This is a genomic window from Pseudacidovorax sp. NFM-22, assembly GCF_021401245.1.
In the GTDB taxonomy this organism is placed as follows: domain Bacteria; phylum Pseudomonadota; class Gammaproteobacteria; order Burkholderiales; family Burkholderiaceae_C; genus Xenophilus.
Window position 1 is genome coordinate 554,618 of the sequence record NZ_JACBFY010000003.1, and the last position, 26,777, is coordinate 581,394.

Consider the following 26,777-nt stretch of genomic DNA (forward strand, 5'->3'; position numbering starts at 1 on the left):
CATGAAAGTCCGCACCCAGAGCAAGAAGGTCAACAAGGCCTGGCTCAACGATCACGTCAACGATCCTTACGTCAAACTGGCCGCCAAGGAGGGTTACCGCGCCCGCGCGGCCTACAAGCTCAAGGAGATCGACGAAGCCTTCGGCCTGGTGCGACCGGGGCAGGTGGTGGTGGATCTGGGGTCCACACCGGGTGCCTGGAGCCAGTACCTGCGTCGGCGCATGGCACCCGTGGGCGCAGCGCAAGGTGCGCTGGACGGGACGCTGATCGCGCTAGACATCCTGCCGATGGAACCGATCGAAGGCGTCGTCTTCCTGCAAGGGGACTTCCGCGAGCCAGAGGTGCTGGCGCAACTGGAGGCCGCCGTCGCCGGGCGGCCGGTGGATCTGGTGGTGTCGGACATGGCCCCGAATCTGTCCGGTATCGAGTCTGCAGACGCGGCGCGTGTCGAGAACCTGGTGGAACTGGCGGTGGATTTCGCGGTCCATCACCTGCGTCCTGAAGGGGCGCTGGTGACGAAGGTTTTTCATGGTGCCGCCTACGACCCGCTTGTCCGGTTGTTCAAGGCGACGTTCAAGGTGGTGAAGCCCCACAAGCCCAAGTCGTCGCGGGACCGCTCGTCGGAAACCTTCCTCGTGGGCATCGGGCTGAAGTCTTGACGTGCCGCAGCTTCAGCGCGATTCGAATTTCGTAACCGTGCTGGTCCTATGGACGTCATAGGTGTGTAGGTCTTTTTCGCAGCTTGAAAAGCCTAAAATAACCGTCAATTAGCATCGTGCAAGGGTTCACGATGGCGCGTGTCCCACCGCGCATTACGACTGGAGCTTCGTTTGAACAACAATCAGTGGTTTTCCAAGATCGCCGTCTGGCTGGTCATCGCCATGGTGCTTTTTACGGTGTTCAAGCAGTTTGACACCCGAGGCGCCATGGGATCCGGCACGGTGAACTACTCCGAGTTCCTGGAGCAGGTCCGCAACAACCAGATCAAGAGCGCGGTCATCCCCGAGGGCTTGGCCGGTGGCGAAATCACCGCCATCACCAACGACGACCGGAAGATCCGCACCAACGCCACCGTGCTCGATCGAGGCTTGGTCGGCGACCTCATCGACCACAATGTCAAGTTCGACGTCAAGCCGCGCGAAGAGGGCTCGCTGCTCATGACGCTGCTGGTGAGCTGGGGCCCCATGCTGCTGCTCATCGGCGTGTGGGTGTACTTCATGCGCCAGATGCAGGGCGGCGGCAAGGGCGGCGCCTTCAGCTTCGGCAAGAGCAAGGCGCGCATGCTGGACGAGAACAACAACACCGTCACTTTTGCAGACGTCGCGGGCTGCGACGAGGCCAAGGAAGAGGTGAAGGAGGTCGTCGACTTCCTGAAGGACCCGCAGAAGTTCCAGAAGCTGGGTGGCCGCATTCCCCGAGGCCTTCTGCTGGTCGGCCCTCCGGGCACCGGCAAGACGCTGCTGGCCAAGTCCATTGCTGGCGAAGCCAAGGTGCCGTTCTTCAGCATCTCGGGCTCGGACTTCGTGGAAATGTTCGTCGGCGTTGGCGCAGCCCGTGTGCGCGACATGTTCGAGAACGCCAAGAAGAACGCACCCTGCATCATCTTCATCGATGAAATTGACGCGGTGGGCCGCCAGCGTGGCGCAGGCCTGGGTGGCGGCAACGACGAGCGCGAGCAGACGCTCAACCAGATGCTGGTCGAGATGGACGGCTTCGAGACCAACCTCGGCGTGATCGTGGTCGCTGCGACGAACCGCCCGGACATTCTGGACGCCGCGCTGCTGCGCCCCGGCCGCTTCGACCGCCAGGTCTATGTGACGCTGCCGGACATCCGGGGTCGCGAGCAGATCCTGAGCGTGCACATGCGCAAGATCCCGGTGGGTCAGGACGTCAACCCGAGCGTCATCGCTCGCGGCACGCCCGGCATGTCCGGTGCCGACCTAGCCAACCTGTGCAACGAAGCCGCGCTGATGGCGGCTCGCCGCAACGCCCGCGTCGTGGAGATGCAGGACTTCGAGAAGGCCAAGGACAAGATCTTCATGGGTCCCGAGCGCAAGAGCATGGTCATGCCCGAGGAAGAGCGCCGCAACACGGCCTACCACGAGTCCGGCCATGCGCTGATCGGCAAGATGCTGCCCAAGTGCGATCCGGTCCATAAGGTCACCATCATTCCGCGTGGCCGCGCGCTCGGCGTGACGATGAGCCTGCCCGAGAACGATCGGTACAGCTACGACCGCGAGTACATGCTGAACCAGATCAGCATGCTGTTCGGTGGCCGGATCGCCGAAGAGGTGTTCATGAACCAGATGACCACCGGCGCTTCGAACGACTTCGAGCGTGCCACCAATCTGGCCCGCGACATGGTCATGAAGTACGGCATGAGCGAGGCCCTGGGCCCGATGGTCTATGCCGAGAACGAGGGCGAGGTGTTCCTGGGCCGTTCGGTAACCAAGACCACCAACATGAGCGAGGCCACCATGCAGAAGGTGGACTCGGAGGTGCGCCGCATCATCGACGAGCAGTACGCCCTGGCGCGTCGCCTGATCGAGGAGAACAGCGACAAGATGCACGCCATGGCCAAGGCCCTGCTCGAATGGGAGACCATCGACGCCGAGCAGCTGGACGACATCATGGCGGGCCGCGAGCCGCGTCCGCCCAAGGACTTCACGCCGCGCACGCCGTCCTCCGGTGGCGGCGGCAGCGGTGGCGCTCCGGCCGTCAAGCCCGACCCGGCGCCCACCGCAGCATGATGCCGGCCGCGCACGGCATGCAGACGGGGCCTTCGGGCCCCGTTTTCTTTGGTTGGCAGGCGGGCCGTTTCCAGCTGGATCTGGCGCGGCCGCTGGTGATGGGCATCGTCAACGTGACGCCCGATTCCTTCTCGGACGGCGGCTCGCATGCGGATGTGTCTTCTGCGCTGGCGCACTGCGAACAGCTCCTTTCCGAAGGGGCCGACATCCTCGACATCGGCGGCGAATCCACCCGGCCCGGAAGTCCCGCCGTGCCGCTGGAGGAAGAACTTCGACGGGTCGTGCCGGTGATCCGCGAAGCGGTCCGGCTGGGTGTGCCGCTGTCCATCGACACCTACAAACCGCAGGTGATGCAGGCCGTGCTCGACCTGGGCGCGGACATCGTCAACGACATCTGGAGCCTGCGGCAGCCAGGCGCCCGCGAGGTCGTGGCGGGCCATCCTCGCTGCGGCGTCTGCCTGATGCACATGCACCGCGATCCCCAGACCATGCAGTTGGCGCCCATGGAGGGCGACGCCGTGGTTCAGGCGATGGACTTTCTGGCGGAACAGGTGCGTCAGCTTCAAGCCTTGGGCGTGGCCGCCGAGCGCATCGTGATCGACCCTGGCGTGGGCTTCGGCAAGACCGTTGAGCAGAATTTCGCACTTCTGGCCCGCCAGCAGGCCTTTGGGCAACTTGGTTTCCCGATTCTTGCGGGATGGTCGCGAAAATCCGCGCTGGGTGCCGTCACCGGCCTGGCGGAGGCGTCGCAACGCGCCCTGCCCAGCGTCGTGGCGGCCGTGCTCGCGGCCGACCGCGGCGCTCGCGTGCTGCGTGTGCACGACGTGCGCGAGACGGTGCAGGGGTTGGCCGTGTGGTCAGCCATGCAGGCCCAGACGCCAGCCGCTCGACCACAACAACAAGAACCCGACACATGACCAGACAGTATTTCGGCACGGACGGTATCCGTGGCACCGTGGGGCAGGCCCCGATCACCCCCGACTTCGTGCTGCGCCTCGCGCATGCGGTGGGCCGCGTGCTCAAGCGCAAGGAGGCGCGGCCCACCGTGCTCATCGGCAAGGACACGCGCATCTCCGGCTACATGCTGGAGTCGGCGATGGAGTCCGGCTTCAACTCCGCGGGCGTCGACGTGCTGCTGCTGGGGCCCTTGCCGACGCCTGGCGTGGCGTACCTGACGCGCGCGCAGCGGGCCAGCCTCGGCGTGGTGATCAGCGCGAGCCACAACGCCTATCCCGACAACGGCATCAAGTTCTTCAGCGCGCAGGGGACCAAGCTCAGCGACGAGTGGGAGGCCGAGGTCGAGGCTGCGCTGGCCGAGCCGCCCGTGTGGGTCGACTCCGCCGGGTTGGGCCGGGCGCGTCGGCTGAGCGATGCCGCGGGCCGCTACATCGAGTTCTGCAAGAGCACCTTCCCGACCGACCTCAGCCTGCGCGGCATGCGCCTGGTGGTCGATGCCGCGCACGGCGCGGCCTACCAGGTGGCGCCCAACATCTTCCACGAGCTGGGTGCGGATGTGGCCAGCATCGGAGTGCGGCCCGACGGGCTCAACATCAACAAGGGCGTGGGTGCCACCCATCCCGGCGCCTTGGTGGCCGAGGTCAGGGCCCAGGGTGCGGATTACGGCATCGCGCTCGACGGCGACGCCGATCGCCTGCAGATGGTCGATGCGTCGGGGCGGCTGTTCAACGGCGACGAGTTGCTGTACCTGATGGCCATGGACCGCGTGGCCCGCGGCACGCCGGTGGAAGGCGTGGTCGGCACGCTGATGACCAACAAGGCCGTGGAGGTGGCCTTGCGCAAGGCCGGCATCGACTTCGTCCGCGCCAAGGTGGGTGACCGCTATGTGCTGGAAGAGCTGGAGCGGCGGGGCTGGCTGCTGGGCGGCGAAGGCTCGGGCCACTTGCTGGCGCTGGATCGCCACACCACCGGCGATGGCTTGGTCAGCGCACTGCAGGTGCTCCAGGCCATCGTGCGTCGGGGATGCAGCATGGCTGAACTGCTGGCCGAGGTGCAGCTCTTCCCGCAGTGTCTGGTCAATGTGCGGCTCGCCCCCGGACAGGACTGGAAGGCCAACCAAGCCCTGGCCGAGGAAAGCGCCCGCGTGGAGACCGAGTTGGGCGACCAGGGCCGCGTGCTGATCCGTGCCAGCGGCACGGAGCCGTTGCTGCGGGTGATGGTGGAAGCCCCCGAGGAAGCGCGCGCCCAGGCGCTGGCCTCGCGCATTGCCGCCACCGTCGCCGTCGCCTGAGCCGGCGGACATGCAAGCGTGCGTCGCGGCCGTCCACGCCAGCACCGTGCACGGCTTCTCCAAGTTCGAGGAAGACCACATCGTGCTGGTCGAAGGGCAGGGGGTCGAGGGGGATGCCCATGCCGGCACGACCGTGAAGCACCGCTCTCGCGTGGCCCGCAATCCGCAGCAGCCCAACTTGCGCCAGGTGCACCTGCTGCATGCCGAACTGTTCGACGAGTTGCTGCCGCGGGGCTTCCCGGTCTTTCCCGGCGAACTGGGCGAGAACATCACGACGCGTGGCCTGGACCTTCTGAGCCTGCCCACCGGCACGCGGCTGCAGCTCGGCGCGAGCGCCGAAGTGATGCTCACGGGCCTGCGCAATCCATGCAAGCAGATCGACCGCTTCCAGCCTGGGTTGATGGCCGCGGTGCTGGACCGCGACGCCGAGGGCCATACCGTGCGCAAGGCGGGCGTGATGGCCATCGTGACCACGGGTGGTTCGGTGGCCGCCGGTGACGCGATCACCGTCGTCCTGCCTGCCGAGCCCTATCGCCCCTTGGAGCCTGTCTGATGCGCACCCGCCTTGTCGACTACCTTGATCCGCAGCAGGCCGACGCGCTGGTGCGGCTGCTCGATGCCTATGCCTGCGATCCGGCCGGTGGCGGGCAACCGCTGGATGCCGAAGCCAAACGCCAGTTGCCGGCCGCGCTTGCGGCCCGCTCGCAGGCCTTCAGCGTGCTGGCCTATGACGCACAGGACGAGCCTGTCGGGCTCATCAACTGCTTCGAAGGCTTTTCCACCTTCGCCTGCCGGCCGCTGGTGAATGTCCACGACGTGGTGGTGCTGGCGCATGCGCGCGGGCAGGGCGTGGCGCAGCAAATGCTGGCGGTCGTGGAGGAAGAGGCCCGCCGGCGCGGCGCCTGCAAGCTGACGCTGGAAGTGCTTTCGGGCAATGCGCCCGCGCTCAGTGCCTACCGGCGCGCGGGTTTCGATGGCTACGAGCTCGACCCGGCGTACGGCAAGGCGATCTTCCTTCAGAAGAAGCTCTAGCTCGCCTGCTGTGCTCCGCGCCTTTGCGCGCCCGATCGGCCGTGACGCGACCCTGCAAGCAAAAAGCCGCTGCAGCCCGTCGAGGCTGCAGCGGCTCTTGTCTCTGTGCGGCCCTGAACTCAGAAGCGCGTGACGGGCGGCTCGATCGGCGTCTTGTCCGCCGCGTACTTGCCCAGTTCCCACTTCGCAATGGCATTGCGGTGCACTTCGTCCGGGCCGTCGGCGAAGCGCAGCGTGCGGGCATTGGCGTAGGCATAGGCCAGCGGGAAGTCATCGCTCATGCCACCGCCACCGTGCACCTGCATCGCCCAGTCGATCACCTGGCAGGCCATGCTGGGTGCCACCACCTTGATCATGGCGATGTCCGTCTTGGCGACCTTGTTGCCGGCGACGTCCATCAGCCAGGCGGCCTTGAGCGTCAGCAGGCGGGCCATGTCGATGCGGCAGCGTGCTTCGGCAATGCGCTCCTGCGTCACCGTCTGCGCGGCCACGGCCTTGCCGAAGGCAACGCGGGACGACGCGCGGCGGCACATGAGCTCCAGCGCACGTTCGGCCAGGCCGATCAGGCGCATGCAGTGGTGGATGCGGCCTGGGCCCAGTCGGCCCTGGGCGATCTCGAAGCCGCGGCCCTCGCCCAGCAGGATGTTGCTGGCCGGCACGCGCACGTTCTCGAACACCATCTCCATGTGGCCATGGGGCGCGTCGTCGTAGCCCATCACGTTGAGCGGACGCAGGATCTTGATGCCGGGCGTGCCCTCGGGCACGAGCACCATGCTCTGCTGCGAATGCTTGGGCGCCTCCGGGTCGGACTTGCCCATGGTGATGAAGACCTTGCAGCGCGGGTCACCGGCGCCCGAGATCCACCACTTGCGGCCGTTGATCACGTACTCGTCGCCCTGGCGCTCGATGCGGGTCTCGATGTTGGTGGCATCGCTGGACGCCACGGCCGGTTCGGTCATGGCGAAGGCCGAGCGGATCTTGCCGTCGAGCAGGGGCGTCAGCCATTGCTCGCGGTGCGCATCGGAGCCGTAGCGCGCGATGGTCTCCATGTTGCCCGTGTCGGGCGCCGAGCAGTTGAAGACCTCGGATGCCCATGGCACACGGCCCATCAACTCGGCCAGCGGCGCGTACTCCATGTTGGTGAGGCCGCCGCCCTTCTTCTTGGCCAGCTCGGCCGTGTCGTTGGGCAGGAACAGGTTCCACAGGTCCTGGGCGCGCGCCTTGTCCTTCAGGCGTTCGATCACCTGCAGCGGCGTCCAGCGCTCGCCGGCGGCCGTGTTGGCTTCCATCTCCTGCGCATACTCCGCCTCGGCCGGAAAGATGTACTCGTCCATGAAGTCGCTGACGCGCTTCTGCAGGTCCTTGACCTTGGGGGAAAAATCGAACTCCATGCTGTCTCCGGTGGTGGGTGTCGGGTCGTGAAAGCGGCGCTGTCCTCAGGCGCGCTGGGCGAATTGCCAGGCCAACTGCGCCATGGGGCGGGCGCCCTTGGCGGAATTGACCGCCTGCTCGCTGGAGGCGGTGCCGGCTTCCACCCGCTTGGCGATGCCTTGCAGGATGGCGGCGATGCGGAACAGGTTGTAGGCGAGGTAGAAGTTCCAGTCCTGCGCCAGCGCCTCGGGGGTGGTCAGCCCTGTGCGCTCGCAGTAGCGGCGCACGTAGTCCTTCTCGGACGGAATGCCGAGCGGCGCCAAGTCCACCCCGCCGATGCCGCGGAAGGTGCCCGCGGGGATGTGCCAGGACATGCAGTGGTAGCTGAAATCTGCCAGCGGATGGCCCAGCGTGGACAACTCCCAGTCCAGCACCGCGATGACGCGCGGCTCATCGGCCGCGAACATGATGTTGTCGAGGCGGTAGTCGCCGTGGACGATCGATACCTTCGAGGCATCGAGCGCGCTGGCCGGGATGTTGGCCGGCAGCCACTCGAGCAGGCGCTCCATCTCGTCGATGGGCTGCGACAGCTCGCCGGCGCCGTCGGTGGAGGCCTTGTACTGCTTGCTCCAGCGGCCGATCTGGCGCTCGAAATAGTTGCCGGGCTTGCCGTAGTCGCCCAGGCCCCGAGAGGCGAAGTCGACCGTATGCAGCGCCGCCATGACGCGGTTCATCTCGTCGTAGATCGCGGCGCGCTCGGCGTTGGACATGCCGGGCAGCGTCTGGTCCCACAGCACGCGGCCCTGCATGCACTCCATCACGTAGAAGGCGCGGCCGATCACGGACTCGTCCTCGCACAGGGCCAGCATCTTCGGCACGGGCACATCGGAGCCGGCGAGGCCGTGCATCACCTTGTATTCGCGCTCCACGGCATGGGCAGAGGGCAGCAGCTTGGCCACCGGTCCCGGCTTGGCGCGCATCACGTACTGACGGCCGGGCGTCAGCAGCTTGTACGTCGGATTGGACTGGCCGCCCTTGAACATCTCGATGCTCAAGGGGCCCTTGAAGTCTTCCACGTGCGTGGTGAGCCAGGCTTCGAGGGCCTGCACGTCGACCGCATGCTGGGAGGACACCGCGCGGGTGCCGACGAAGGTGCTGAAGTCCTGGCTCATGTCTCTTGGCTTTTTCTTTGTTCTCGAAAGGGAGCGGGGCGGCCCTGCCGCGCCCCGCACGGCGCGCTCAGCTGTCCGCCTGCGAGATGCGGGTGAGCGCGTCGCGGTCCAGCACCACCAGCCCCGCCGGCTCGATGCGGATCGCCCCCTCGCGCTCCATCGTCTTGAGTTCCTGGTTGACGCGCTGACGCGAGGCACCCAGCAGTTGCGCCAGCTCTTCCTGCGCCAGCTGCAGGCCGATGCGCGTCTGGCTTCCGTCGGCCAGATTGGGCACGCCGTAGCTGCGCACCAGATGCACCAGCTGCTTGGCCAGCCGCGCCCGAAGGGGCAGGGTGTTCAGGTCTTCCACCAGGCCGAAGAGCGTGCGGATGCGTCGCGCCTGCAGGCGCATCAGCGCCTCGTACAACTCCACATGGGCGGTGAGGATCTTGTTGAAGTCTGCCCGCGCCACGCACAGGATGGTCGTGTCGCCATGCGCATAGGCGTCGTGCGTGCGCCGGTCGCCGTCGAACATCGCGACGTCCCCGAACCAGATGCCCGGCTCGACGTACGTCAGCGTCACCTGCTTGCCCGAGACCGCCGTCGAACTCACACGCACCGCGCCCTTCGCACAGGCGATCCACTGGTCTGGCGGATCGCCTCGTGCGGCGATCAGGTCGCCGTCCTTGTAGCGTTTGACGAAGGCACATCGGAGGATGTCGTGACGGAGCGAAGGGGAGAGTGAAGTGAACCAACGGCCACTGTTGATGGCTTCTCGTTCTTCGATGGTAAGAATGGGGTCATCCATGGCGTGTCGTTTGCGTGACTGGATCTGGCAGGCTTGTCGCAGGGGCGACCAGCATGCTCATTGGTAGTTCGGGGTGGTCTTGCCGAGGAAAGCGCCGATGCCGATGCCGGCGTTGGCATGGTGGAGGTTGCGCACGAAGTGTTCGCGCTCCTGGCCCAACTGTTCGCCGAGCGTGCGGCCCCGGGCCTCGCCCAGAAGCTCCTTGATGCTGGCCAGCGCATTGGGTGCGCGGGCCTCCAGCTTCTGGGCAAGGGCCATCGCTTCGTCCAGCGCATTGCCGGTCTCGGTCAGCGTGTTGACCAGGCCGAGTTCGTGCAGGCGCGATGCGGTGATGCGCTCGCCGTTCATCAGCCATTCGGTGGCCAGCTGGCGCGGCAGCCACTGCGCCAGATGCCAGCTGAGGCCACCATCGGGGGACAGGGCGACGTTGCTGTACGACGCCGCGAACACGGCATCGCGCGCCGAGACCACCAGATCGCACGCCATTGCCAACGAGAACCCCGCGCCGGCGGCGGCACCTTCCACGGCGGCGATCACCGGCTTCGGAAAGCTGCGGATGGCCTCGATCCAGTTGTGCAGTGCGTCGATACTTTCGGCCTGCACGCTCGGATCGCGCTCCCGGTTGGACTGCAGCCGCTGCAGAGATCCGCCCGCGCAGAACCAGCGGCCTTCGCCGACCAGCACCACGCAGCGTATTTCGGCATTGCTGCCAGCGCCGTCCAGGGCCTCCACGCCGGCGGCGTACATCTCGGGGCCGAGCGCGTTGCGCTGGGCAGGATTGGACAGGGTCAGCACCATCGTGCGGCCCTGCGTGGTGCTCTTCAATTCCGCGCTCATCGGGAAGGCTCCGTGGCGGCGTCAGGCCGGGGCGAAAGAGGCATGGCAGTTGTCTCCAGAAATACAAAAAACCCGGCGATTGTCATCGTCGGGAGGGTGTCGCAATGCGGGGGAAATGGCGTCGAGGCGAGGCCAATTGCGTCGGGATTCGGGGCTGAGGCGCCAGCCCTGTTAGAAATATGCATCTTGTTTGTTCATAAACGTCAGGGTGGTGTGAAAATATTTAAACCTTTTACTTCCCCTCGACGCCCCGCTGTGCCTCCGAAACCTGCATCGACTGCTTCGTTTGTACTCGGACTGGGGCTTGTGCTTCCGGTTGCCGCCTCGGCGTTGACGATCGGCCGGCCGGAAGGGGCGGTGTGGATCGGCAAGCCGCTCGATCTGCGCGTGCCCGTGCAACTGGAGGGCAGCGGCGGGGCGTGTCCTTCGGTCGGTGTGAAGCTGGGCGATGCCACGCTCTCCGACCGCGACTTCGGCACCACCGTGGAGCCCGGACGTTCGCCAGATGCGCCCTGGCTGCGCATCCGCACGACCCGGCCGATCGACGAACCGGTCGTCACGGTGAATGTGCGTGTGGGCTGCGGCGCCACGATGGTGCGTGAGTTCGCGCTGCTGGCCGACCCGCCCCCGGTTTCGGCCATTGATGCCGACCGCGCCGAGCGAGCGCTGGGTGCGTCGCTGCCGCCCATGGGCGCTCAGCCGCCGCGGCAAGGGGCGCGCAGCACCGGGGGGCGCAGTGCCTCCGCCGGCGCGCGCACGCGCGACACCACGCCGGCGCCGCGTGCCGGCGGTGCTGTCCGGACCGCGCCGCGGACCCCCGCGGCCACCACCGGCGGACGGCTGCGTGTGGATGCGCTCGACCCCCGCGCAGCGGCTGCGGCCGCCGGTGCTGCCGGCGTTGCTGCCGCGTCCGCCGCAGACGACTACACATTGCCGCCCGCCTGGCTCAAGATCGCCACCCGGCTGAGGAACATCGAGGCCGGTGCCGTTGCGCCACTGCTCCAGGGTGGCGCGAGCGATGCCGCCGCCACGCCGGCCGCTGCGGCGAGCGCACCCCAGGACGCCCAGTCCGCCGACCGCCAGAGCGCGGCGCTGCGCGCACAGATGGCCCAGCGCGACCGCACCATCGAAAGCCTCAGAACCGAGCTGGCGCAGGCCCGCGAGGCCGCCTCGGAAAGGCCGTGGTGGCTCTGGCCGTTGTTGCTGCTCCTGGCCGTGCTGCTTGCCGTGGCTGGCTTGTTGTGGCGCCGTGCCCGGCGCCAGGCGGCGGAGGCCTCCTGGTGGCAGCCCAGCGAGGTGGAGCCGGATGCCGACCTGCCGGCGGATCCGCCGATCAAGCCCGCTGGCCTGGCAGCCATCGCTGCTGCCGGAGATCTCGCCGGTGGGGCTCCCACGCCTGCCCCCGTGGCGGTGGCGGCCGACCCGGGGCCGGACACCATTTCCACGCTTCCCCCGGATGGTCCCGAGCCGGTGAGCGCCGACAGGCTGCTCGACGTGCAGCAGCAGGCCGAGTTCTGCCTGTCGCTCGGGCAGTTCGATCAGGCCGTCGGCGTGCTGGCCGATCACCTGGACGAGTACGGCGTCACCAGCCCGCTCATGTACATGGAACTGCTGCGGCTGTTGCATTCCCAGGGGCGCAAGGCCGATTACGACACCACACGGCGCGAATGCCGCAAGGCGCTGGGGCTCGAGTTGCCGGCCTATGACGACTTCCAGGACGAAGGTCGTTCGCTGGCGGCCTATCCCGAGGCGGTCGAGCGCATCGAGAAGGCGTGGCCGCGTCGGGAGGTGCTGGGCGTCATCGAGGGCTTCCTGTTCCAGGCCGTGGACTCGCAGGGCCACGCGCCCTTCGACCTGCCCGCGTATCGTGAGCTGCTGGCCCTGTATGGTGCCGCCCAGGAGCGCATCGCCAACGGCAGCATGATGATGGCCAGCGATGCCGGGACGACCTCGGCGATGGGGTTGCTGGCACCGATGGCCGTCTCGCAGCCGCCGACCGCACCGCTGCCGCTGGCGGCGGGGACAGCCGGGGGCGCGGCGACTCCTGTCGTGGCAGGGCCGCCGCCCGGCACGATCGACTTCGACCTTTCAGACCTGGAAGCGTCGTCCATCGACACCATCCCCAAGGCGCTGAAGGGTCGCACGCCCCCCGACGAGCCGGTGCCGCCTGCCGCACACGATGCCGATCCGGCGCTGACCGTGCCGAACGATTTCGATCCGGTGCCGCCGGACTTCCAGCTCTTCGATCCGGAACTCGAGGACAGCATCCGGCCCGGCGCGTCCATCAAGAAGCCGCCGACGCCTTGAGCCTGGTGGGCTGGGTCGGCCGTTAGGGCGTGCACCGCCCGCCCGCTGCGCCCTTCAGGCGGCAGCGCGGCCGCGGCGGCCCAGATGGAGGCTCAGCAGCATGGCGGCCACCAGGCACGCCAGGCCGCACCAGTTCATCCACGAAGATGTGCCGCGGGCGAGCAGCCAGCCCCCCAGCCCTGCGCCTGCCGCCTGACCCATGTACATCGCGGAACTGTTGAGGGCGATGGAGGCGGAGGCGAGTGTGGGGGCCAGCCCCACCAGCCTGGCCTGCTGCGACGAGTTGGCGGCGAAGCAGCCCAGGCCCCAGGGCAGCAGAACGGCCGTCAACGCTGCCCAGCCCAAGGCCAGGCCCAAAGGCCACAACAGCAGGCTGACGCTGATCAGCGCCATTGCGAGCATCGCCATCCCGGCACTGCCCACCCGGTCCATGTAGCGCGTGGCCAGCAGATTGCCCACCACGCCGCACAGGCCAATCCATAACCAGATCAGGCTGAGTTCGCCTGGGCCCGCGTGCAGTCGCTGGACGAGCAGTGGCCCGAAATAGCTGAAGAGCACGAACTGCCCCGCCGCCTGAAGCAGCGTGATGCCCACGACGGGCATCAGGATCGGATGGCGCAGCACCTGCAACCAGCCTTCGCGCGAAAGCGGGGCAGGCCTGACCCCGGCCGGCATGGTGCGCCAGACCCACAGGGCGCCAATCGCCGTCAGTGCGGCGATGACGCCGAAGGCCGCGCGCCAGCCCCAATGCCCGCCGAGGTAGGCGGCCATCGGCAACCCGAGCACCGAGGCGAGGGACCATCCCAGGAAGATGAAGGCCACGGCCGCTGCGCGCTTGTGCGCGGGCACCAGCATGCCCACGCAAGCGGCAGCCTGGGGAGTGAAGACCGCGGGCGCGACCAGCGTGGCCATGCGGACAGGCAGCAGGGCGCCTAGCGTCGGCATCAGCGCTGACGCCAGATGTCCGAGCGCAAACCAGGCCAGCGAGACGGCGAGGAGACGGCGCCTGTCCCAGCCCGCCACCAGGCCGGCCAGCAGCGGGGCGCCGACACACACCACCAAGGCGCCGGCGGTGATCAACTGCCCCACCGCGGCGATGGAGGTCGAAAACGAAGCGGCCATTTCGGGCAGCGTGCCCGGCACCACCATCACGCCCGTGCCGATGGCGAAATTGCCGAAGAGCAAGGCCCACAGCGCCCCAGGCCAGGGCGCCTCGCGCCTCACCGACGCACCTGCAGCGCCCCAGGATTGACGATGTTCGTGGGATTGCCGCGGATGAAGCTCACGACGTTGTCGAAGGCCTGGCCGAAGTAGAGCTCATAGCTCTCCTGCTCGACGTAGCCGATGTGCGGCGTGCAGATGCAGTTCTCGAGGCGCAGCAGCGCATGGCCTTGAAGGGGCGGTTCGCTCTCGAAGACATCGATGGCCGCCATGCCTGGCCGTCCACGGTTGAGTGCGGCGAGCAGGGCGTCGGACTCGACGAGTTCAGCCCGGCTGGTGTTGACGAACAGGGACGTCGGCTTCATGCGGGACAGATCCTCCAGCCTCACCAGACCGCGCGTGTCGTCATTCAGCCGAAGGTGCAGGGTGAGCACATCCGCCATCTCGAAGAGCGCCTCGCGGCTGGGCGCCGTCTGGAAGCCGTCGTTGCGTGCGCGCTCGCAGCTTGCGTCACGGCCCCAGATCACGACCTGCATGCCGAAGGCCTGTCCGTACCGCGCCACCAGCTGGCCGATGCGGCCATAGCCCCAGATGCCGAGCGTCTTGCCCTTGAGGACGGAGCCCAGGCCGAAATTGGGTGGCATCGACGCGGACTTGAGCCCGGACTGCTGCCAGGCGCCGTGCTTGAGGTTGCTGATGTACTGCGGCAGGCGGCGCGTGGCCGCCATGATCAGTGCCCATGTGAGTTCGGCCGGAGCCAGTGGAGAGCCGGTGCCTTCGGCCACGGCCACGCCGTACTCGGTACACGCGTTCACATCCACATGACCGCCCACGCGGCCCGTCTGCGAGATCAGCTTGAGGCGTGGCAGCTTCTCGACGAGCTGGCGGGAGATCTGGGTGCGCTCGCGGATCAGCACGATCACGTCCGCGTCCCGCAGCCTGACCGACAACTGCCCGATGCCCTTGACCGTGTTGGTGTAGACCTTGGCGGTATAGGCATCCAGCTTGGAGGCGCAGCGCAGCTTGCGTACGGCGTCCTGGTAGTCGTCGAGGATCACGATGTTCATGGCCGCCCATTTTGCCTCCGGCACCGGCGGTCTTCCGCTCGTGCTCGAAAGGACGAGCGTCTGTCGCGCGACGTCAGTGCAGCGTGCTGCCCGATGGCCGGCCGGCTTCGCGCAATTCCTTCTCGACGAGGCGGTCGAGTTCGGCGCAGACGTCGGCCATACGGCCGGCAATCACCAGTCTCGAGCCATGGGAGCGTGGCTCTCCCGACTCCACCACCCGCACGACGCGCAGCGGGGGGCGCTCGGCTGCATCGCGCCGGCTGCTTGCGGCATGCCGCATCTCCCCGCCGGGGCGAGGGCGCACATTCACGTAATGCAGCTCCGTTGCATTCAGTCCACTGCTGCGGCGGGCATCGGCGTGGCGGGCAACCCAGGACTGGATCGGGGCGAAAAGACTGGACAAGGCGAGCAGAGCGGTTCCCATGTTGAACTCCTGAGGATCGGAAGGGGTTTGGACACAGGCAGGATTGAGAAGCAAAGCCGACGCACCAGGGTGATGGCCATCCGGCCATACGCCCGCCACCTGGCGCGGCAGCAGCAAATGACTGCGCGGCTACATCAGCATCGTGTTGCGGATCAGGCCGACGGCCAGGCCTTCGATCTCGAACGGCTCGCCGGGCTGGACGATGATGGTGGGGTAGTCGGGGTTCTCGGCATGAAGTTCGACCACGTCCTTGAGCCGCTTGAGCCGCTTGACGGTGACCTCGTCGCCAAGGCGGGCCACCACGATCTGCCCGTTGCGTGCCTCGCGGGTGCTTTGCACTGCGAGCAGGTCGCCGTCCATGATGCCGGCGTCGCGCATCGACATGCCGCGCACCTTGAGCAGGTAGTCGGGGCGATGCTGGAACAGCGTGCTTTCGACGTAGTAGGTCTGGTCGACATGTTCCTGCGCCAGGATGGGGGCACCAGCGGCGACGCGGCCGATGAGCGGGAGAGACAGCTGCGACAGGCCAGGAATGGGCAGCGAGAACTGCGGCGTGCGGCTCTCCTGCAGGTTGCGCAGCGCCTCGCTCTTGAGCCGGATGCCGCGGGAGGTGCCGCTCACCAGCTCGATGACGCCCTTTCGCGCGAGCGCCTGCAGGTGCTCTTCGGCAGCATTGGCGGACTTGAAGCCCAACTCGGCAGCAATCTCGGCGCGTGTCGGTGGCGCGCCCGTGCGAGCCATGGTGGCCCGGATCAATTCGAGAATCTGCTGCTGTCGGGCGGTAAGCTTGACCGACGCGGTGGGAGTGGGCACTTTGAGCATGTGTCTGCGGCTCCAGCGGTTGATGCACATACTGTGTGCATATCCAGTGTCTGTATTTTTAACCAGTTTTCAAACCGTTGACAAGTCCTGATCTCACCCCCGGCCATCCCTCCCGCGTCGTGGTGCTCGGCACCGGTGGCACGATCGCCGGCTGTGCGGCGCGTGCCGGCGACAACCTCGGTTACGTGGCCGGGCAGGTACAGGTCGGCGAACTCCTGACGGACGTGCCGATTCCTGAAGGCATCACCTGGGCCGCCGAACAGGTGTGCAACATCGACAGCAAGGACATGTCGCATGCGCACTGGCGGGCATTGGCCTGCCGGTGCCAGCAACTGCTCGATGACCCAGGCGTGCGCGGCATCGTCATCACCCATGGCACGGACACGCTCGAAGAGACGGCCTTCTTCCTCGGTGAGGTGCTGATGGCGCACAAGCCCGTGGTGCTCACCTGCGCCATGAGGCCGGCGAGTTCGCCCGCCCCGGATGGCCCGCAGAACCTGCGAGACGCTTTGGCCGTGGCGGTGGCCGACGGCGCGCGGGGTGTGCTTGCGGTCTGCGCCGGCACCATCCATCGCGCCCGGCATGTGCGCAAGGTGCATACCTATCGGCTTGATGCCTTTTCCTCGGGTGAAAGCGGACCGGTCGGCTTCGTCGAGGAGGGGCGCATTCGGCGCGTTTGTGCGTGGCCCGAGGTGCTGGCCCCGAGGCTGTCCGCACAGCGGCTCCCCGCCGCCGATCTCTGGCCTTCGGTGCAGATCATCACCAGTCATGCGGGGGCCGACACGGTATTGGTCGATGCGCTTGTCCAGGCCGGCGGCGTGGATGGCATCGTGGTGGCGGCGACGGGCAATGGCACGGTCCACGAGAGCCTCCAAGAGGCGCTCGCGAAGGCGCAGGCCGCGGGAATCGCCGTGGTGCGTGCCACCCGCTGTGCGGACGGGGCGGTGCTGTCGAGTGGCGAGGATCGTTGTCCCCATGCCTTCGACCTGTCCCCGGTGAAGGCGCGCATCTCGCTCATGCTCCATCTGATGGACAGCCGCCATCGACCTGCATGAAGCAAAAAGGCCGGTCCTTGCGGCCGGCCTTTGGCGGGGGATTGCCGAGGGAGCGAGTCCCCGTGGCGTGAGGCTCAGCCCTCGAGCGCAGCCATCGCGCGGCGGGTGATCTCGTCGACCGAGCCCACGCCGCTGATCGCGCGGTACTTGGGCGCGTTGACGGGGTCCTGCTCGGCCCACTTTGCGTAGTAGTCCACCAGCGGGCGCGTCTGCTGGCTGTAGACGTCGAGGCGCTTGCGCACCGTCTCTTCCTTGTCGTCCTCGCGCTGGATCAGGTCTTCGCCGCTCACGTCGTCCTTGCCTTCGACCTTCGGCGGGTTGAAGCGCACGTGATAGGTCCGGCCGGAGGCCGGGTGCGAGCGGCGACCACTCATGCGTTCGATGATGTCGGAGAAGGGGACGTCGATCTCCAGCACATAGTCCAGCTTGACGCCGGCCGCCTTCATCGCATCGGCCTGGGGAATGGTGCGCGGAAAGCCATCGAACAGAAAGCCATTGGCGCAGTCGGGCAGCGCGATGCGCTCTTTGACGAGGTTGATGATGAGGTCATCGCTCACCAGCGCCCCGGCGTCCATCACGGCCTTGGCCTGGAGTCCGAGCGGCGTGCCCGCCTTCACGGCGGCGCGCAGCATGTCACCGGTGGAGATCTGGGGAATGCCGAACTTCTGGCAGATGAAGGTGGCCTGCGTGCCTTTGCCGGCGCCCGGCGCGCCCAACAGGATGAGTCTCATGGTGTCCTCGGAAGCTTTTTATGGAAATCGTGTGGGCGAGCAGTGCCGGCTCCTCCGGGCGCGCCATCGCGGCGAGGATAGCATGCGCCCCCCGCGCAGACGGGCGTGCACCGCCGGTTCAGAAATGCAGGCGCACGCGGGCCAGATCCTCGGGCGTGTCGACACCCGTGCCCGGCGCGTGCGGGGTCACGTGCACGGCGATGCGATGACCATGCCACAGCACCCGAAGCTGTTCGAGCGATTCGACGCGCTCCAGCGGTGAAACTGCCAGGCCTGGGAAGCTGCGCAGGAAGCCGGCGCGGTAGGCGTAGATGCCGATGTGGCGAAGCGCTGGGTGGTCCACGGAAAGCCTGGGCGGCATCCCGCCGTCGCGCCAGAAGGGAAGGGGAGAGCGGCTGAAGTAGAGCGCGTGCCCTGCCGCGTCGAGCACCACCTTCACGACGTTGGGGTTGACGAAGTCGGCCGCGTCCTCGATGGCGTGCGCCGCCGTGCCCATGGGCGTGTCCGGGCGGGCGGCCAGCGACTGGGCGACGGCGTCGATCAGGGTCGGGTCGATGAGCGGCTCGTCGCCCTGGACATTGACGACGATGGTGTCGTCGGCCAGCCCGAGGAGGGCGCAGGCCTCGGCCAGGCGGTCGCTGCCGCTGGGATGGTCGGCGCGGGTGAGCAGGGCCTGCACGCCGGCTGCCTCGCAGGCCTGCACGATGCGCGGATCGTCGCAGGCCACGCACACGGTGCTGGCGCCCGAACGTGCGGCTTGCTGCGCCACTCGCACCACCATCGGGAGGCCGCCAATATCCGCCAGGGGTTTATCGGGCAGGCGCGTCGACTTCATGCGCGCCGGAATCAGGACGGTGAAGCTCACAGGCCGAGTTCTTCGTCCGTGAGCGGGCGCGCCTCGTTTTCGAGCATCACAGGAATGCCATCGCGCACCGGGTAGGCGAGGCGTGCACTGCGCGACCACAGTTCCTGACGCGCGGCGTCCCATTGCAGCGGTCCCTTGGTGACCGGGCAGACCAGCAGTTCAAGAAGCTTCGGATCCATCGAGGGATGATAGCCGCGCGTCGAGGGCCTCGAAGAAGGCCGGCTCGATGGAGAACTCCAGCGGCACGGCCAGCGCCGAGGGCGCGCGTGTCCAGAGTTTGGCCGCGTCCTTTTCCGTGCAGAGCAGCTGCACGCCCTCAGGGGGCGCCCAGTCCGTGTAGTCATGGTGGTCTGGCAGCGCGATGCAGCGCTGCAGGCGGAGGCCCTGGGCGCGCAGCATGTCGAAGAAACGCTGGGGCTGGGCGATGCCCGCGACTGCCACCAGATCGTCCCGCGTCGCCAACTCGGTCAGGAGCACGGGCTGCTTATGCCGGTCAAGCGCATATGCTGCCAGCGCCCGATGTCCGCGGAAGCCCACGAAGGCCGGTTGCTCGCCGGTGTGCAGCACCAGATCGCACTGGCGTGGCCAGGGCTCGCGCAGCGGGCCCGCCGGCAGCAGCCAGCCGTTGCCGACGCCGCGGTCGTCGAACACGCAGATCTCCACATCGCGGGCCAGCGGCAGGTGCTGCAGACCATCGTCGGCGACGATGAGGCGGGTGTCTGGATGCAGCGCCAGGAGCCGGCGCCCGGCGGCCACCCGGTCGGCATCCACCACCACGGGCGCGCCGGTCGCGCGATGGATCAGCAGCGGTTCGTCCCCCACGTCGCGCGGATCGCTGTCGGCGTGGACGACCTGCCCCTCCTGCGTGCGCCGCCCATGCCCTCGGGAGATGACGCCAACCGGCCAGCCCTGGGCCTGCGCGTGCCGGACCAGCGACACCACCACGGGTGTCTTGCCCGCGCCGCCTGCCACCACGTTGCCGACCACGACAACGGGCACGGGCAGCCGGTGCACCGTACGCCAGCCGCGGGCATACGCCTGCCGCCGAACGGCGGCAAGCAGGCCGAAGAGCCACGCCAGCGGCCGGAGCATCCAGGCCCATGCGCCGCGGCGCTCCCAGACGTCGGCCAGCACGTCAGCGGGCCGCCTTGCCCGAGGTCTGCGTGGCAAAGGTGATCTGCATCAGCCCCGCACGCCGCGCCGCCTCCATCACGGTGATGACGGACTGATGGGCGGCGGCGGCATCGGCGCTGATGATGAGGATCGGCGCCGGAGCGCCGGCGTCGACCTTGGCGAGCGGCGCGAGGGCGCTGGCCAAGGCCTCCACGCTGCGGTCCGGCAGTGCCTGCCGGTCGACGGCATACCGACCGTCCGCCGCCACCGCCACCACGATCTCGCGCGGGCGGGTGGTGGCCGTCTCGGCGTCGGCCGTGGGCAGTCGGACTTCCATCTCGGTGAACCGGTTGTAGGTGGTCGACAGCATCAGGAAGATCAGGATCACCAGCAGCACGTCGATGAAGGGGATCAGGTTGATCTCCGGCTCGTCGCGTGACGCGGCCCGCAGTTGAATCCGTCCGCTGCGGCGACTCCCCGACGCGGAGGCGGGGCGGGCGCCCTCCGGCAGGGGCGCGCTCATGGGCGGGGGGCCGCCCGCAAACCGGCCAGGTGCTGGGCGAAGCGCTCGCCCGCCAGTTCCAGGTGCAGCAGATAGCCGTCGACGCGACTGCGGAAGTAGCGCCAGAAGATCAGCGTGGGCACCGCCACGATCAGGCCGAAGGCCGTGTTGTAGAGCGCGATGGAGATGCCGTGCGCCAATTGCGCCGGATTGCCGGCCGCGCCGGTTCCCGGTGACTGCGAGCCGAAGATCTCGATCATGCCGATGACCGTGCCCAGCAGGCCGAGCAGTGGCGCTGCGGAGGCGATGGTGGCGAGCGCGGGCAGATAGCGTTCGAGCCGGTGGGCGATCGCCCGGCCGGAGGTCTCCATGGCCGTGCGCACTTCATCCGCCGGATGGCCCGCACCGGCCTGGGCGGCACGGAAGCCACTGGCGAGCATTTCGCCCAGCGCCGAATTCCTCTCCAGCTTGGCGATTACGTCGGCGGAAGGAATGCCGTCCTGGGAGACGGCGATGGCCTCGTTGAGCAACTGCGGTGGAAGCACCTTGGCCGCCTTGAGGCTGAGGAAGCGCTCGATGACGAGCGCAGTGGCGATGATCGAGCACAAGAGCAGCGGCACGATGGGCCAGCCTGCGGCGACTAAGATCGAAAACAAGGTTCCTCCTGCGTGGTCGCGAAGCGCTGCCCAACAGCCGAAAATTATGACCGAATGTTTCTCGCGGCCCGGGGCGTCTGCGCTGCAGCCGCCCACATTTTCTGTGGATAACTTTGTGGCTAACCCTGCGGGCAACGTTGGCGCGCCCAGCATTGACGGGCCCGGCGTCAGGACGATCAGATTTTGAGCAGTCGTTTTTCTTTCTCCATCAAGCACTTGCACCACAAACCGTGGCTCTCCAGTGGCCTGCGCTGCACGCGCGTCAGTGCCCGCGGTACTTGTGGAAGACGCAAGGCGGCGGGCCATGGCTGAAGGCTTCGGCATCCAGCCGCGTGTGTGGGCTGTGGGGGCGCTGTGCCGGGCCGCGGCGGACGCGCTCGATGCGCGCTTCAACCCGGTGGCGGTGCAGGGAGAGGTGAGCGGCTTTTCTCGCGCCACCAGCGGCCATTGCTATTTTTCGCTGAAGGATGGCCAGGGGCAGGTGCGCTGCGCCATGTTCCGCCGTGCCGCATCACTGGTCGACTTCGATGTGCGCAACGGCGATCTGGTCGAGCTGCGCGGACGGCTGACGGTGTACGAAGCCCGCGGCGACCTGCAACTGGTGGTGGAGAGCCTGCGCAGGGCGGGCCAGGGCACGTTGTTCGAGCAGTTCGTGCAGCGCAAGGCGAAGCTGGAGGCCGAGGGGCTGTTCGATCCCTCGCGCAAGCGACCGTTGCCGATGTTTCCAGCCCGCATCGGGTTGGTCACTTCCCTCGGTGCGGCGGCCTTGCACGATGTGGTGACGGCGCTGCGCCGACGCGCCCCGCATGTGGAGGTGGTGGTCGCGCCAGCGTCCGTGCAGGGCGGCCAGGCGCCGGGCGAGCTGGTCGCTGCCCTGTCGGCCTTGCAGGAGATCGAACCGCGGCCCGATGCCATCCTGCTGGTGCGGGGCGGCGGCTCGCTGGAAGACCTCTGGGCATTCAACGACGAGCAACTGGCGCGCGCCATCGTGGCCAGCCGGGTACCTGTGGTCGTCGGCGTGGGGCATGAGACGGACTTCACCATCGCCGACTTCTGCGCCGACCTGCGTGCACCCACGCCGACCGCCGCCGCGGAACTGGTCGCGCCCTCGCGCGACGGCTGGCTCCAGGGGCTGGATGCGCTCGAAGACGATCTACGAGATGCTCTGCAAGGCCGGCTGGACCGGCTGTCGCAGCGGCTCGACCAGGCGGCTTCCCGCCTTGGCCGACCCTCCGGCCTCGCGGCGCGGCAGCAGGCGGTGCTGGCGCAGTGGGACCAGCGTCTGCACCGCGCCACCACCGCGTGGCTGCATCAGGCGCAGCGTCGGCTCGATGCCGCTGAAGGGCGATGGCCCGCCGCGGGTCGGACCAGCTTGCGCAACCGTTCTGATCGGCTGGAGCGTGCTGCGTTGCGTCTCCAGATGCTCGACCCTGCGGTGGTGCTCCAGCGGGGCTATGCCTGGCTGGCAGATGCCAAGGGACGCACCGTGACCCGCGTGGCTCAACTGCGTCCGGGCGAACCCGTGAACGCCACACTGGCGGATGGCACGGCCAACCTGCAGGTGATCACCCTCCAGCAAGGGACGTCGTCCGACGCAGGCAGCGGCAATCCTTCCTAGAATCCCACGGTTTCTGTCAACCAACCCACGAACGAGCTTCACATGGAACATGTTCTGCCTCCCCTGCCGTACGCGATGGACGCGCTGGCCCCCGAGTACTCCAAGGAAACGCTGGAGTACCACTACGGCAAGCACCACAACGCCTATGTGGTGAACCTGAACAACCTGCAGAAGGGCACCGAGTTCGAGAGCATGACGCTCGAAGAAATCGTGAAGAAGTCCAGCGGCGGCATCTACAACAACGCGGCCCAGATCTGGAACCACACCTTCTTCTGGAACTGCATGAAGCCGCAAGGCGGCGGCGCTCCTTCTGGCGCGCTGGCCAAGGCCATCGAGGCTAAGTGGGGCAGCTACGACGCCTTCAAGGAAGCCTTCGTCAAGTCCGCCGTCGGCAACTTCGGCTCGGGCTGGACTTGGCTGGTGAAGAAGGCCGACGGCTCGGTCGACATCGTCAACACCGGCGCCGCCGGCACGCCCCTGACGACCGAAGACAAGGCCCTGCTGACCGTCGACGTCTGGGAGCATGCCTACTACATCGACTACCGCAACCTGCGTCCCAAGTTCGTCGAGACCTTCCTGGCCAAGCTGGTCAACTGGGAATTCGCCGAGAAGAACTTCGCCTGATCGTCGGGTGAGGACGGCCCGCCGGTCCTACGCCGGCGGGCTGCAAAGAAAAAGGCAGCACGGTCATCCGTGCTGCCTTTTTCTTTGGTGCGCGGCCACCTCCGAGAGGAGGCCGCCGCCGCAACGCCTCAGACCACCTTCGCGATGCTCGCGCAGACGTGGTCGATGTTCTTGCTGTTGAGTGCGGCCACGCACATGCGGCCGGTGTCGGTGCCGTAGACGCCGAACTCGTTGCGCAGGCGCACCATCTGGTCCTTGGTCAGGCCCGAGTAGCTGAACATGCCGATCTGACTGGTGATGAAGCTCATGTCCTGCTTCACGCCGGCTGCCTTCAGGCCGTCCACCAGCTTCTGACGCATGGCCTTGATGCGCACGCGCATCTCGCCCAGCTCCTTCTCCCACAGGGCGCGCAGCTCAGGGTTGCCCAGCACAGCTGCCACGACGGCGCCGCCGTGCGTCGGCGGGTTGCTGTAGTTGGTGCGGATCATGATCTTCAGCTGCGACAGCACGCGTGCCGCTTCTTCCTTGTTCTCGCACAGTACCGACAGGGCGCCCACGCGCTCGCCGTACAGGCTGAAGCTCTTGGAGAAGGAGGTCGAGACGAAGAAGGTCAGGCCGGCGGCGACGAACTTGCCGATCACGGCGCCGTCCTCGGCGATGCCGTAGCCGAAGCCCTGGTAGGCCATGTCCAGGAAGGGCGTCAGCTTGCGGGCCTTGACCACCTCGACCACCTGGTCCCACTGCGCGGGCGTGAGGTCGTAGCCGGTCGGGTTGTGGCAGCACGCGTGCAGCACGACGACGGTGCCGGCGGCAGCGCCTTGCAGGGCGGCCAGCATGCCGTCGAAGTCGATACCGCGCTTGGCGGCGTCGTAGTAGGCATAGGTGCCGACCTCGAAGCCGGCCTGGGTGAACAGCGCGCGGTGGTTTTCCCAACTCGGGTCGCTGATCAGCACCTTGGCCGAGGGCGAGAGCTTCTTGAGGAAGTCGGCGCCGACCTTCAGGCCGCCGGTGCCGCCCAGGGCCTGGATGGTGGCCACGCGGCCGGACTGGACCGGCTCGCTGTCAGCGCCGAACACCAGGGCCTTGACGGCGTTGTCGTACGCAGCGATGCCGTCGATGGGCAGGTAGCCGCGGGCCGAGGGGGCCTTCATCATGTCGGCCTCGGCCTTCTTGACGCATTCCAGCAGCGGCAGCTTGCCGTTGTCGTCGTAGTACACGCCCACGCCCAGGTTGACCTTGTTGGGGTTGGTGTTGGCGGCGAATTGTTCGTTCAGACCCAGGATGGGGTCGCGCGGCGCCATCTCGACGGCGGAGAAGAGAGACATGGAGAAAGTCCTTTGGATGCTGGGGCGAGCCTCGCGGCCGGCGAGGCTGGGTGCAGAACCGGTCATCGCCTTTGGGTTAGCCTTGCCGGTTCGCTTGGAATTTTACCGGCCGCCCCACAGTTGGACTGCTGCCCCGGAGCCTCACCACCATGACCGCAGACCTTCAGACCGCCGACGATGCCGCCGCACCCGCCAAAGGCGAGTTCGTCCGCTACCCCGATTCGCCCTTCGAGTTGTTCCAGCCCTATCCGCCGGCTGGCGATCAGCCCAAGGCCATCGAGCAGCTGGTCGAGGGCGTGCAGGACGGCGAGGTTTTCCAGACGCTTCTGGGTGTGACGGGCTCGGGCAAGACCTACACCATGGCCAACGTCATCGCCAGGCTGGGCCGGCCGGCCATCGTGTTCGCGCCCAACAAGACGCTGGCCGCGCAGCTTTACAGCGAATTCCGCGAGTTCTTCCCGAAGAACGCGGTGGAGTACTTCGTCAGCTACTACGACTACTACCAGCCCGAGGCCTATGTGCCCCAGCGCGACCTGTTCATCGAGAAGGACTCGTCGATCAACGAGCACATCGAGCAGATGCGCCTGTCGGCGACCAAGAGCGTGCTGGAGCGGCGGGACGTGGTGATCGTGGCGACGGTGAGTGCCATCTACGGCATCGGCGCCCCGGAGGACTACACCGAGATGCGCTTCATCATGCGCGTGGGCGACAAGATCGGCCAACGCGACGTGATCGGCCGGCTCATCCGCATGCAGTACACGCGCAACGAGCAGGACTTCTCGCGCGGCGCCTTCAGGGTGCGGGGCGACACCATCGACGTGTTCCCGGCTGAGCACAGCGAGCTGGCGATCCGCATCGAGCTGTTCGACGACGAGATCGAGAGCCTGTCGCTGTTCGACCCGCTCACGGGCCGCGTCCGGCAGAAGATTCCGCGCTTCACCATCTATCCGTCCAGCCACTACGTCACGCCGCGCGACAAGACATTGCGCGCCGTCGACACCATCAAGCTGGAGCTGGCCGACCGCGTGAAGGAACTCGTCGGCGGCGGCAAGCTGGTGGAGGCCCAGCGCCTGGAGCAGCGGACTCGCTTCGACCTGGAGATGCTGGCCGAGATCGGTCACTGCAAGGGCATCGAGAACTACACGCGCCATCTGTCTGGCGCCGCGCCCGGCGACCCGCCGGCCACGCTGACGGACTACCTGCCCAAGGACGCGTTGATGTTCCTGGACGAGAGCCACCAGATGATCGGCCAGCTCGCTGCGATGTACAACGGCGACCGGGCCCGCAAGACCACGCTGGTGGAGTACGGCTTCCGGCTGCCATCGGCGCTGGACAACCGGCCGCTCAAGTTCGAGGAATTCGAGCGCCGGATGCGGCAGTGCATCTTCGTCTCGGCCACGCCGGCGGCCTACGAGCAGGAGCATGCCGGCCAGGTGGTGGAGCAGCTGGTGCGCCCGACCGGGCTGATCGACCCCGAGGTCGAGGTGCGGCCCGCCACCCACCAGGTGGACGACGTGCTGGGCGAGATCCGCATCCGCGTCGAGAAGAACGAGCGCGTGCTGATCACCACGCTGACCAAGCGCATGGCGGAGCAGCTCACCGAGTACCTGAGCGACAACGGCGTGAAGGTGCGCTATCTGCACAGTGACGTGGACACGGTGGAGCGGGTGGAGATCATCCGCGACCTGCGCCTGGGCAGTTTCGACGTGCTGGTGGGCATCAACCTGCTGCGCGAGGGCCTGGACATTCCCGAGGTGTCGCTGGTCGCCATCCTGGATGCGGACAAGGAAGGCTTCCTGCGCGCCGAGCGCAGCCTGATCCAGACCATCGGCCGCGCGGCGCGCAACCTGCACGGCAAGGCCATCCTGTACGCCGACACCATCACGGCGTCGATGAACAAGGCCATCGGCGAGACGCAGCGCCGCCGCGAGCGGCAGATCGCCTTCAACGAAGCCAACGGCATCGTGCCGCGCAGCATCGTCAAGCAGGTGCGCGAGCTGATCGACGGCGTCTACGGCGAGAAGTCCGCCAAGGAGGCCGGCAAGCGCGAGGTCGAGCGCGCCCGCGTCGAGGACATGAGCGAGCGCGACGTGGCCAAGGAAATCAAGCGCCTGGAAAAGCAGATGCTGGAGCACGCCCGCAACCTCGAATTCGAGAAGGCGGCCCGCGTGCGCGACCAGCTGGCGCTGCTGCGCGAGCAGGCCTTCGGAGCGGCGGGCGGCGACAACATCGCGGTGCTCCCGGTCGGCGGGCGCAAGTGAGAGGAAAAACCCGCGTTATCCCGAGCACGGCTCGGGGTTTCTGTTATACT

26 protein-coding genes are annotated in these 26,777 nt (G+C 67.4%); 11 read left to right on the forward strand and 15 right to left on the reverse strand.

Features of this window, described 5'->3' with window-relative positions:
* Position 1: 1 nt before the first annotated feature.
* From L0984_RS13625 to L0984_RS13650, 6 genes are all read left to right on the forward strand, one after another.
* The gene (locus L0984_RS13625) at positions 2–658 is read left to right on the forward strand and encodes an RlmE family RNA methyltransferase (protein ID WP_234194170.1); all 657 of its coding nucleotides are present in this window, start codon (positions 2–4) and stop codon (positions 656–658) included.
* Positions 659–829: 171 nt separating this feature from the next.
* Positions 830–2,749: an ATP-dependent zinc metalloprotease FtsH gene (gene ftsH, locus L0984_RS13630; RefSeq protein WP_255697359.1), complete on the forward strand. Its 1,920-nt coding sequence runs from the start codon at positions 830–832 to the stop codon at positions 2,747–2,749.
* 98 nt (positions 2,750–2,847) lie between these two features.
* Positions 2,848–3,666, forward strand: coding sequence for a dihydropteroate synthase (gene folP / locus L0984_RS13635; protein ID WP_441338949.1), 819 nt, complete (start codon positions 2,848–2,850; stop codon positions 3,664–3,666).
* The gene (glmM, locus tag L0984_RS13640; RefSeq protein ID WP_234194172.1) at positions 3,663–4,997 is read left to right on the forward strand and encodes a phosphoglucosamine mutase; all 1,335 of its coding nucleotides are present in this window, start codon (positions 3,663–3,665) and stop codon (positions 4,995–4,997) included. The genes folP and glmM overlap by 4 nt, the downstream gene beginning before the upstream one ends.
* 10 nt (positions 4,998–5,007) lie before the next feature.
* Positions 5,008–5,550 carry an MOSC domain-containing protein gene (locus tag L0984_RS13645; protein WP_234194174.1) on the forward strand — a complete coding sequence of 181 codons (543 nt, stop codon included), beginning with the start codon at positions 5,008–5,010 and terminating at the stop codon, positions 5,548–5,550.
* On the forward strand, positions 5,550–6,029 hold the full coding sequence (locus L0984_RS13650; RefSeq protein WP_234194181.1) for a GNAT family N-acetyltransferase: 480 nt from the start codon (positions 5,550–5,552) through the stop codon (positions 6,027–6,029). The genes L0984_RS13645 and L0984_RS13650 overlap by 1 nt, the downstream gene beginning before the upstream one ends.
* Before the next feature lie 119 nt (positions 6,030–6,148).
* Here the strand turns inward: L0984_RS13650 and L0984_RS13655 are convergent, their stop codons facing one another.
* The 4 genes from L0984_RS13655 to L0984_RS13670 all read right to left on the reverse strand — a co-directional run bounded on the left by L0984_RS13655 (position 6,149) and on the right by L0984_RS13670 (position 10,196).
* Entirely contained in the window at positions 6,149–7,420 is a 1,272-nt protein-coding gene (locus L0984_RS13655; protein WP_234194182.1) for an acyl-CoA dehydrogenase family protein, read from the reverse strand.
* 45 nt (positions 7,421–7,465) lie between these two features.
* Positions 7,466–8,572 carry a phosphotransferase gene (locus L0984_RS13660; protein WP_234194183.1) on the reverse strand — a complete coding sequence of 369 codons (1,107 nt, stop codon included), beginning with the start codon at positions 8,570–8,572 and terminating at the stop codon, positions 7,466–7,468.
* 67 nt (positions 8,573–8,639) lie between these two features.
* Positions 8,640–9,359, reverse strand: a complete 720-nt coding sequence (locus tag L0984_RS13665; protein ID WP_017760000.1) for a Crp/Fnr family transcriptional regulator — start codon at positions 9,357–9,359, stop codon at positions 8,640–8,642.
* 57 nt (positions 9,360–9,416) lie between these two features.
* Positions 9,417–10,196 (reverse strand): oxepin-CoA hydrolase, alternative type, encoded by a 780-nt coding sequence (locus tag L0984_RS13670; protein WP_017760001.1) that lies wholly within the window; start codon positions 10,194–10,196, stop codon positions 9,417–9,419.
* 42 nt (positions 10,197–10,238) lie between these two features.
* Between L0984_RS13670 and L0984_RS13675 the strand changes: the two genes are divergently transcribed.
* A complete protein-coding gene (locus L0984_RS13675; protein ID WP_234194184.1) occupies positions 10,239–12,503 on the forward strand; it encodes a hypothetical protein in 2,265 nt (754 codons plus the stop codon).
* A gap of 54 nt (positions 12,504–12,557) precedes the next feature.
* On the opposite strand, the gene L0984_RS13680 is transcribed toward L0984_RS13675, so the two are convergent.
* The 4 genes from L0984_RS13680 to lexA all read right to left on the reverse strand — a co-directional run bounded on the left by L0984_RS13680 (position 12,558) and on the right by lexA (position 15,977).
* Positions 12,558–13,688, reverse strand: a complete 1,131-nt coding sequence (locus L0984_RS13680; protein WP_234194185.1) for an MFS transporter — start codon at positions 13,686–13,688, stop codon at positions 12,558–12,560.
* Positions 13,689–13,723: 35 nt separating this feature from the next.
* Entirely contained in the window at positions 13,724–14,731 is a 1,008-nt protein-coding gene (locus L0984_RS13685; protein ID WP_234194186.1) for a D-2-hydroxyacid dehydrogenase family protein, read from the reverse strand.
* Positions 14,732–14,804: 73 nt separating this feature from the next.
* Positions 14,805–15,155, reverse strand: coding sequence for a hypothetical protein (locus tag L0984_RS13690; protein WP_234194187.1), 351 nt, complete (start codon positions 15,153–15,155; stop codon positions 14,805–14,807).
* A 129-nt stretch (positions 15,156–15,284) separates the two neighbouring features.
* The gene (lexA, locus tag L0984_RS13695) at positions 15,285–15,977 is read right to left on the reverse strand and encodes a transcriptional repressor LexA (protein ID WP_043116164.1); all 693 of its coding nucleotides are present in this window, start codon (positions 15,975–15,977) and stop codon (positions 15,285–15,287) included.
* 119 nt (positions 15,978–16,096) lie between these two features.
* Here lexA and L0984_RS13700 point away from each other — a divergent pair, with 119 nt between their 5' ends.
* Positions 16,097–17,032: an asparaginase gene (locus L0984_RS13700; RefSeq protein ID WP_234194188.1), complete on the forward strand. Its 936-nt coding sequence runs from the start codon at positions 16,097–16,099 to the stop codon at positions 17,030–17,032.
* A 74-nt stretch (positions 17,033–17,106) separates the two neighbouring features.
* On the opposite strand, the gene adk is transcribed toward L0984_RS13700, so the two are convergent.
* The 6 genes from adk to L0984_RS13730 form a co-directional block, all read right to left on the reverse strand.
* A complete protein-coding gene (gene adk / locus L0984_RS13705; RefSeq protein ID WP_234194189.1) occupies positions 17,107–17,763 on the reverse strand; it encodes an adenylate kinase in 657 nt (218 codons plus the stop codon).
* 118 nt (positions 17,764–17,881) lie between these two features.
* Positions 17,882–18,628: a 3-deoxy-manno-octulosonate cytidylyltransferase gene (kdsB, locus tag L0984_RS13710; protein WP_234194190.1), complete on the reverse strand. Its 747-nt coding sequence runs from the start codon at positions 18,626–18,628 to the stop codon at positions 17,882–17,884.
* Positions 18,625–18,807 (reverse strand): Trm112 family protein, encoded by a 183-nt coding sequence (locus tag L0984_RS13715; RefSeq protein WP_017756993.1) that lies wholly within the window; start codon positions 18,805–18,807, stop codon positions 18,625–18,627. The genes kdsB and L0984_RS13715 overlap by 4 nt, the downstream gene beginning before the upstream one ends.
* Complete coding sequence (lpxK, locus tag L0984_RS13720; RefSeq protein WP_234194403.1) at positions 18,788–19,720, reverse strand: tetraacyldisaccharide 4'-kinase; 933 nt, start codon at positions 19,718–19,720, stop codon at positions 18,788–18,790. The genes L0984_RS13715 and lpxK overlap by 20 nt, the downstream gene beginning before the upstream one ends.
* 43 nt (positions 19,721–19,763) lie before the next feature.
* Positions 19,764–20,198 (reverse strand): ExbD/TolR family protein, encoded by a 435-nt coding sequence (locus L0984_RS13725; RefSeq protein WP_370645994.1) that lies wholly within the window; start codon positions 20,196–20,198, stop codon positions 19,764–19,766.
* A 62-nt stretch (positions 20,199–20,260) separates the two neighbouring features.
* Positions 20,261–20,899 (reverse strand): MotA/TolQ/ExbB proton channel family protein, encoded by a 639-nt coding sequence (locus L0984_RS13730; RefSeq protein WP_234194192.1) that lies wholly within the window; start codon positions 20,897–20,899, stop codon positions 20,261–20,263.
* Between the two features lie 304 nt (positions 20,900–21,203).
* On the opposite strand from L0984_RS13730, the gene xseA reads away from it, so the two are divergent.
* Both xseA and L0984_RS13740 read left to right on the forward strand, forming a co-directional pair.
* Positions 21,204–22,517, forward strand: coding sequence for an exodeoxyribonuclease VII large subunit (gene xseA, locus L0984_RS13735; RefSeq protein ID WP_234194193.1), 1,314 nt, complete (start codon positions 21,204–21,206; stop codon positions 22,515–22,517).
* 42 nt (positions 22,518–22,559) lie between these two features.
* Entirely contained in the window at positions 22,560–23,141 is a 582-nt protein-coding gene (locus L0984_RS13740; RefSeq protein ID WP_114804109.1) for a superoxide dismutase, read from the forward strand.
* A 128-nt stretch (positions 23,142–23,269) separates the two neighbouring features.
* Here the strand turns inward: L0984_RS13740 and L0984_RS13745 are convergent, their stop codons facing one another.
* Complete coding sequence (locus L0984_RS13745) at positions 23,270–24,466, reverse strand: amino acid aminotransferase (RefSeq protein ID WP_234194194.1); 1,197 nt, start codon at positions 24,464–24,466, stop codon at positions 23,270–23,272.
* A 149-nt stretch (positions 24,467–24,615) separates the two neighbouring features.
* On the opposite strand from L0984_RS13745, the gene uvrB reads away from it, so the two are divergent.
* Positions 24,616–26,727 (forward strand): excinuclease ABC subunit UvrB, encoded by a 2,112-nt coding sequence (gene uvrB / locus L0984_RS13750; RefSeq protein ID WP_076503606.1) that lies wholly within the window; start codon positions 24,616–24,618, stop codon positions 26,725–26,727.
* Positions 26,728–26,777: the final 50 nt, after the last annotated feature.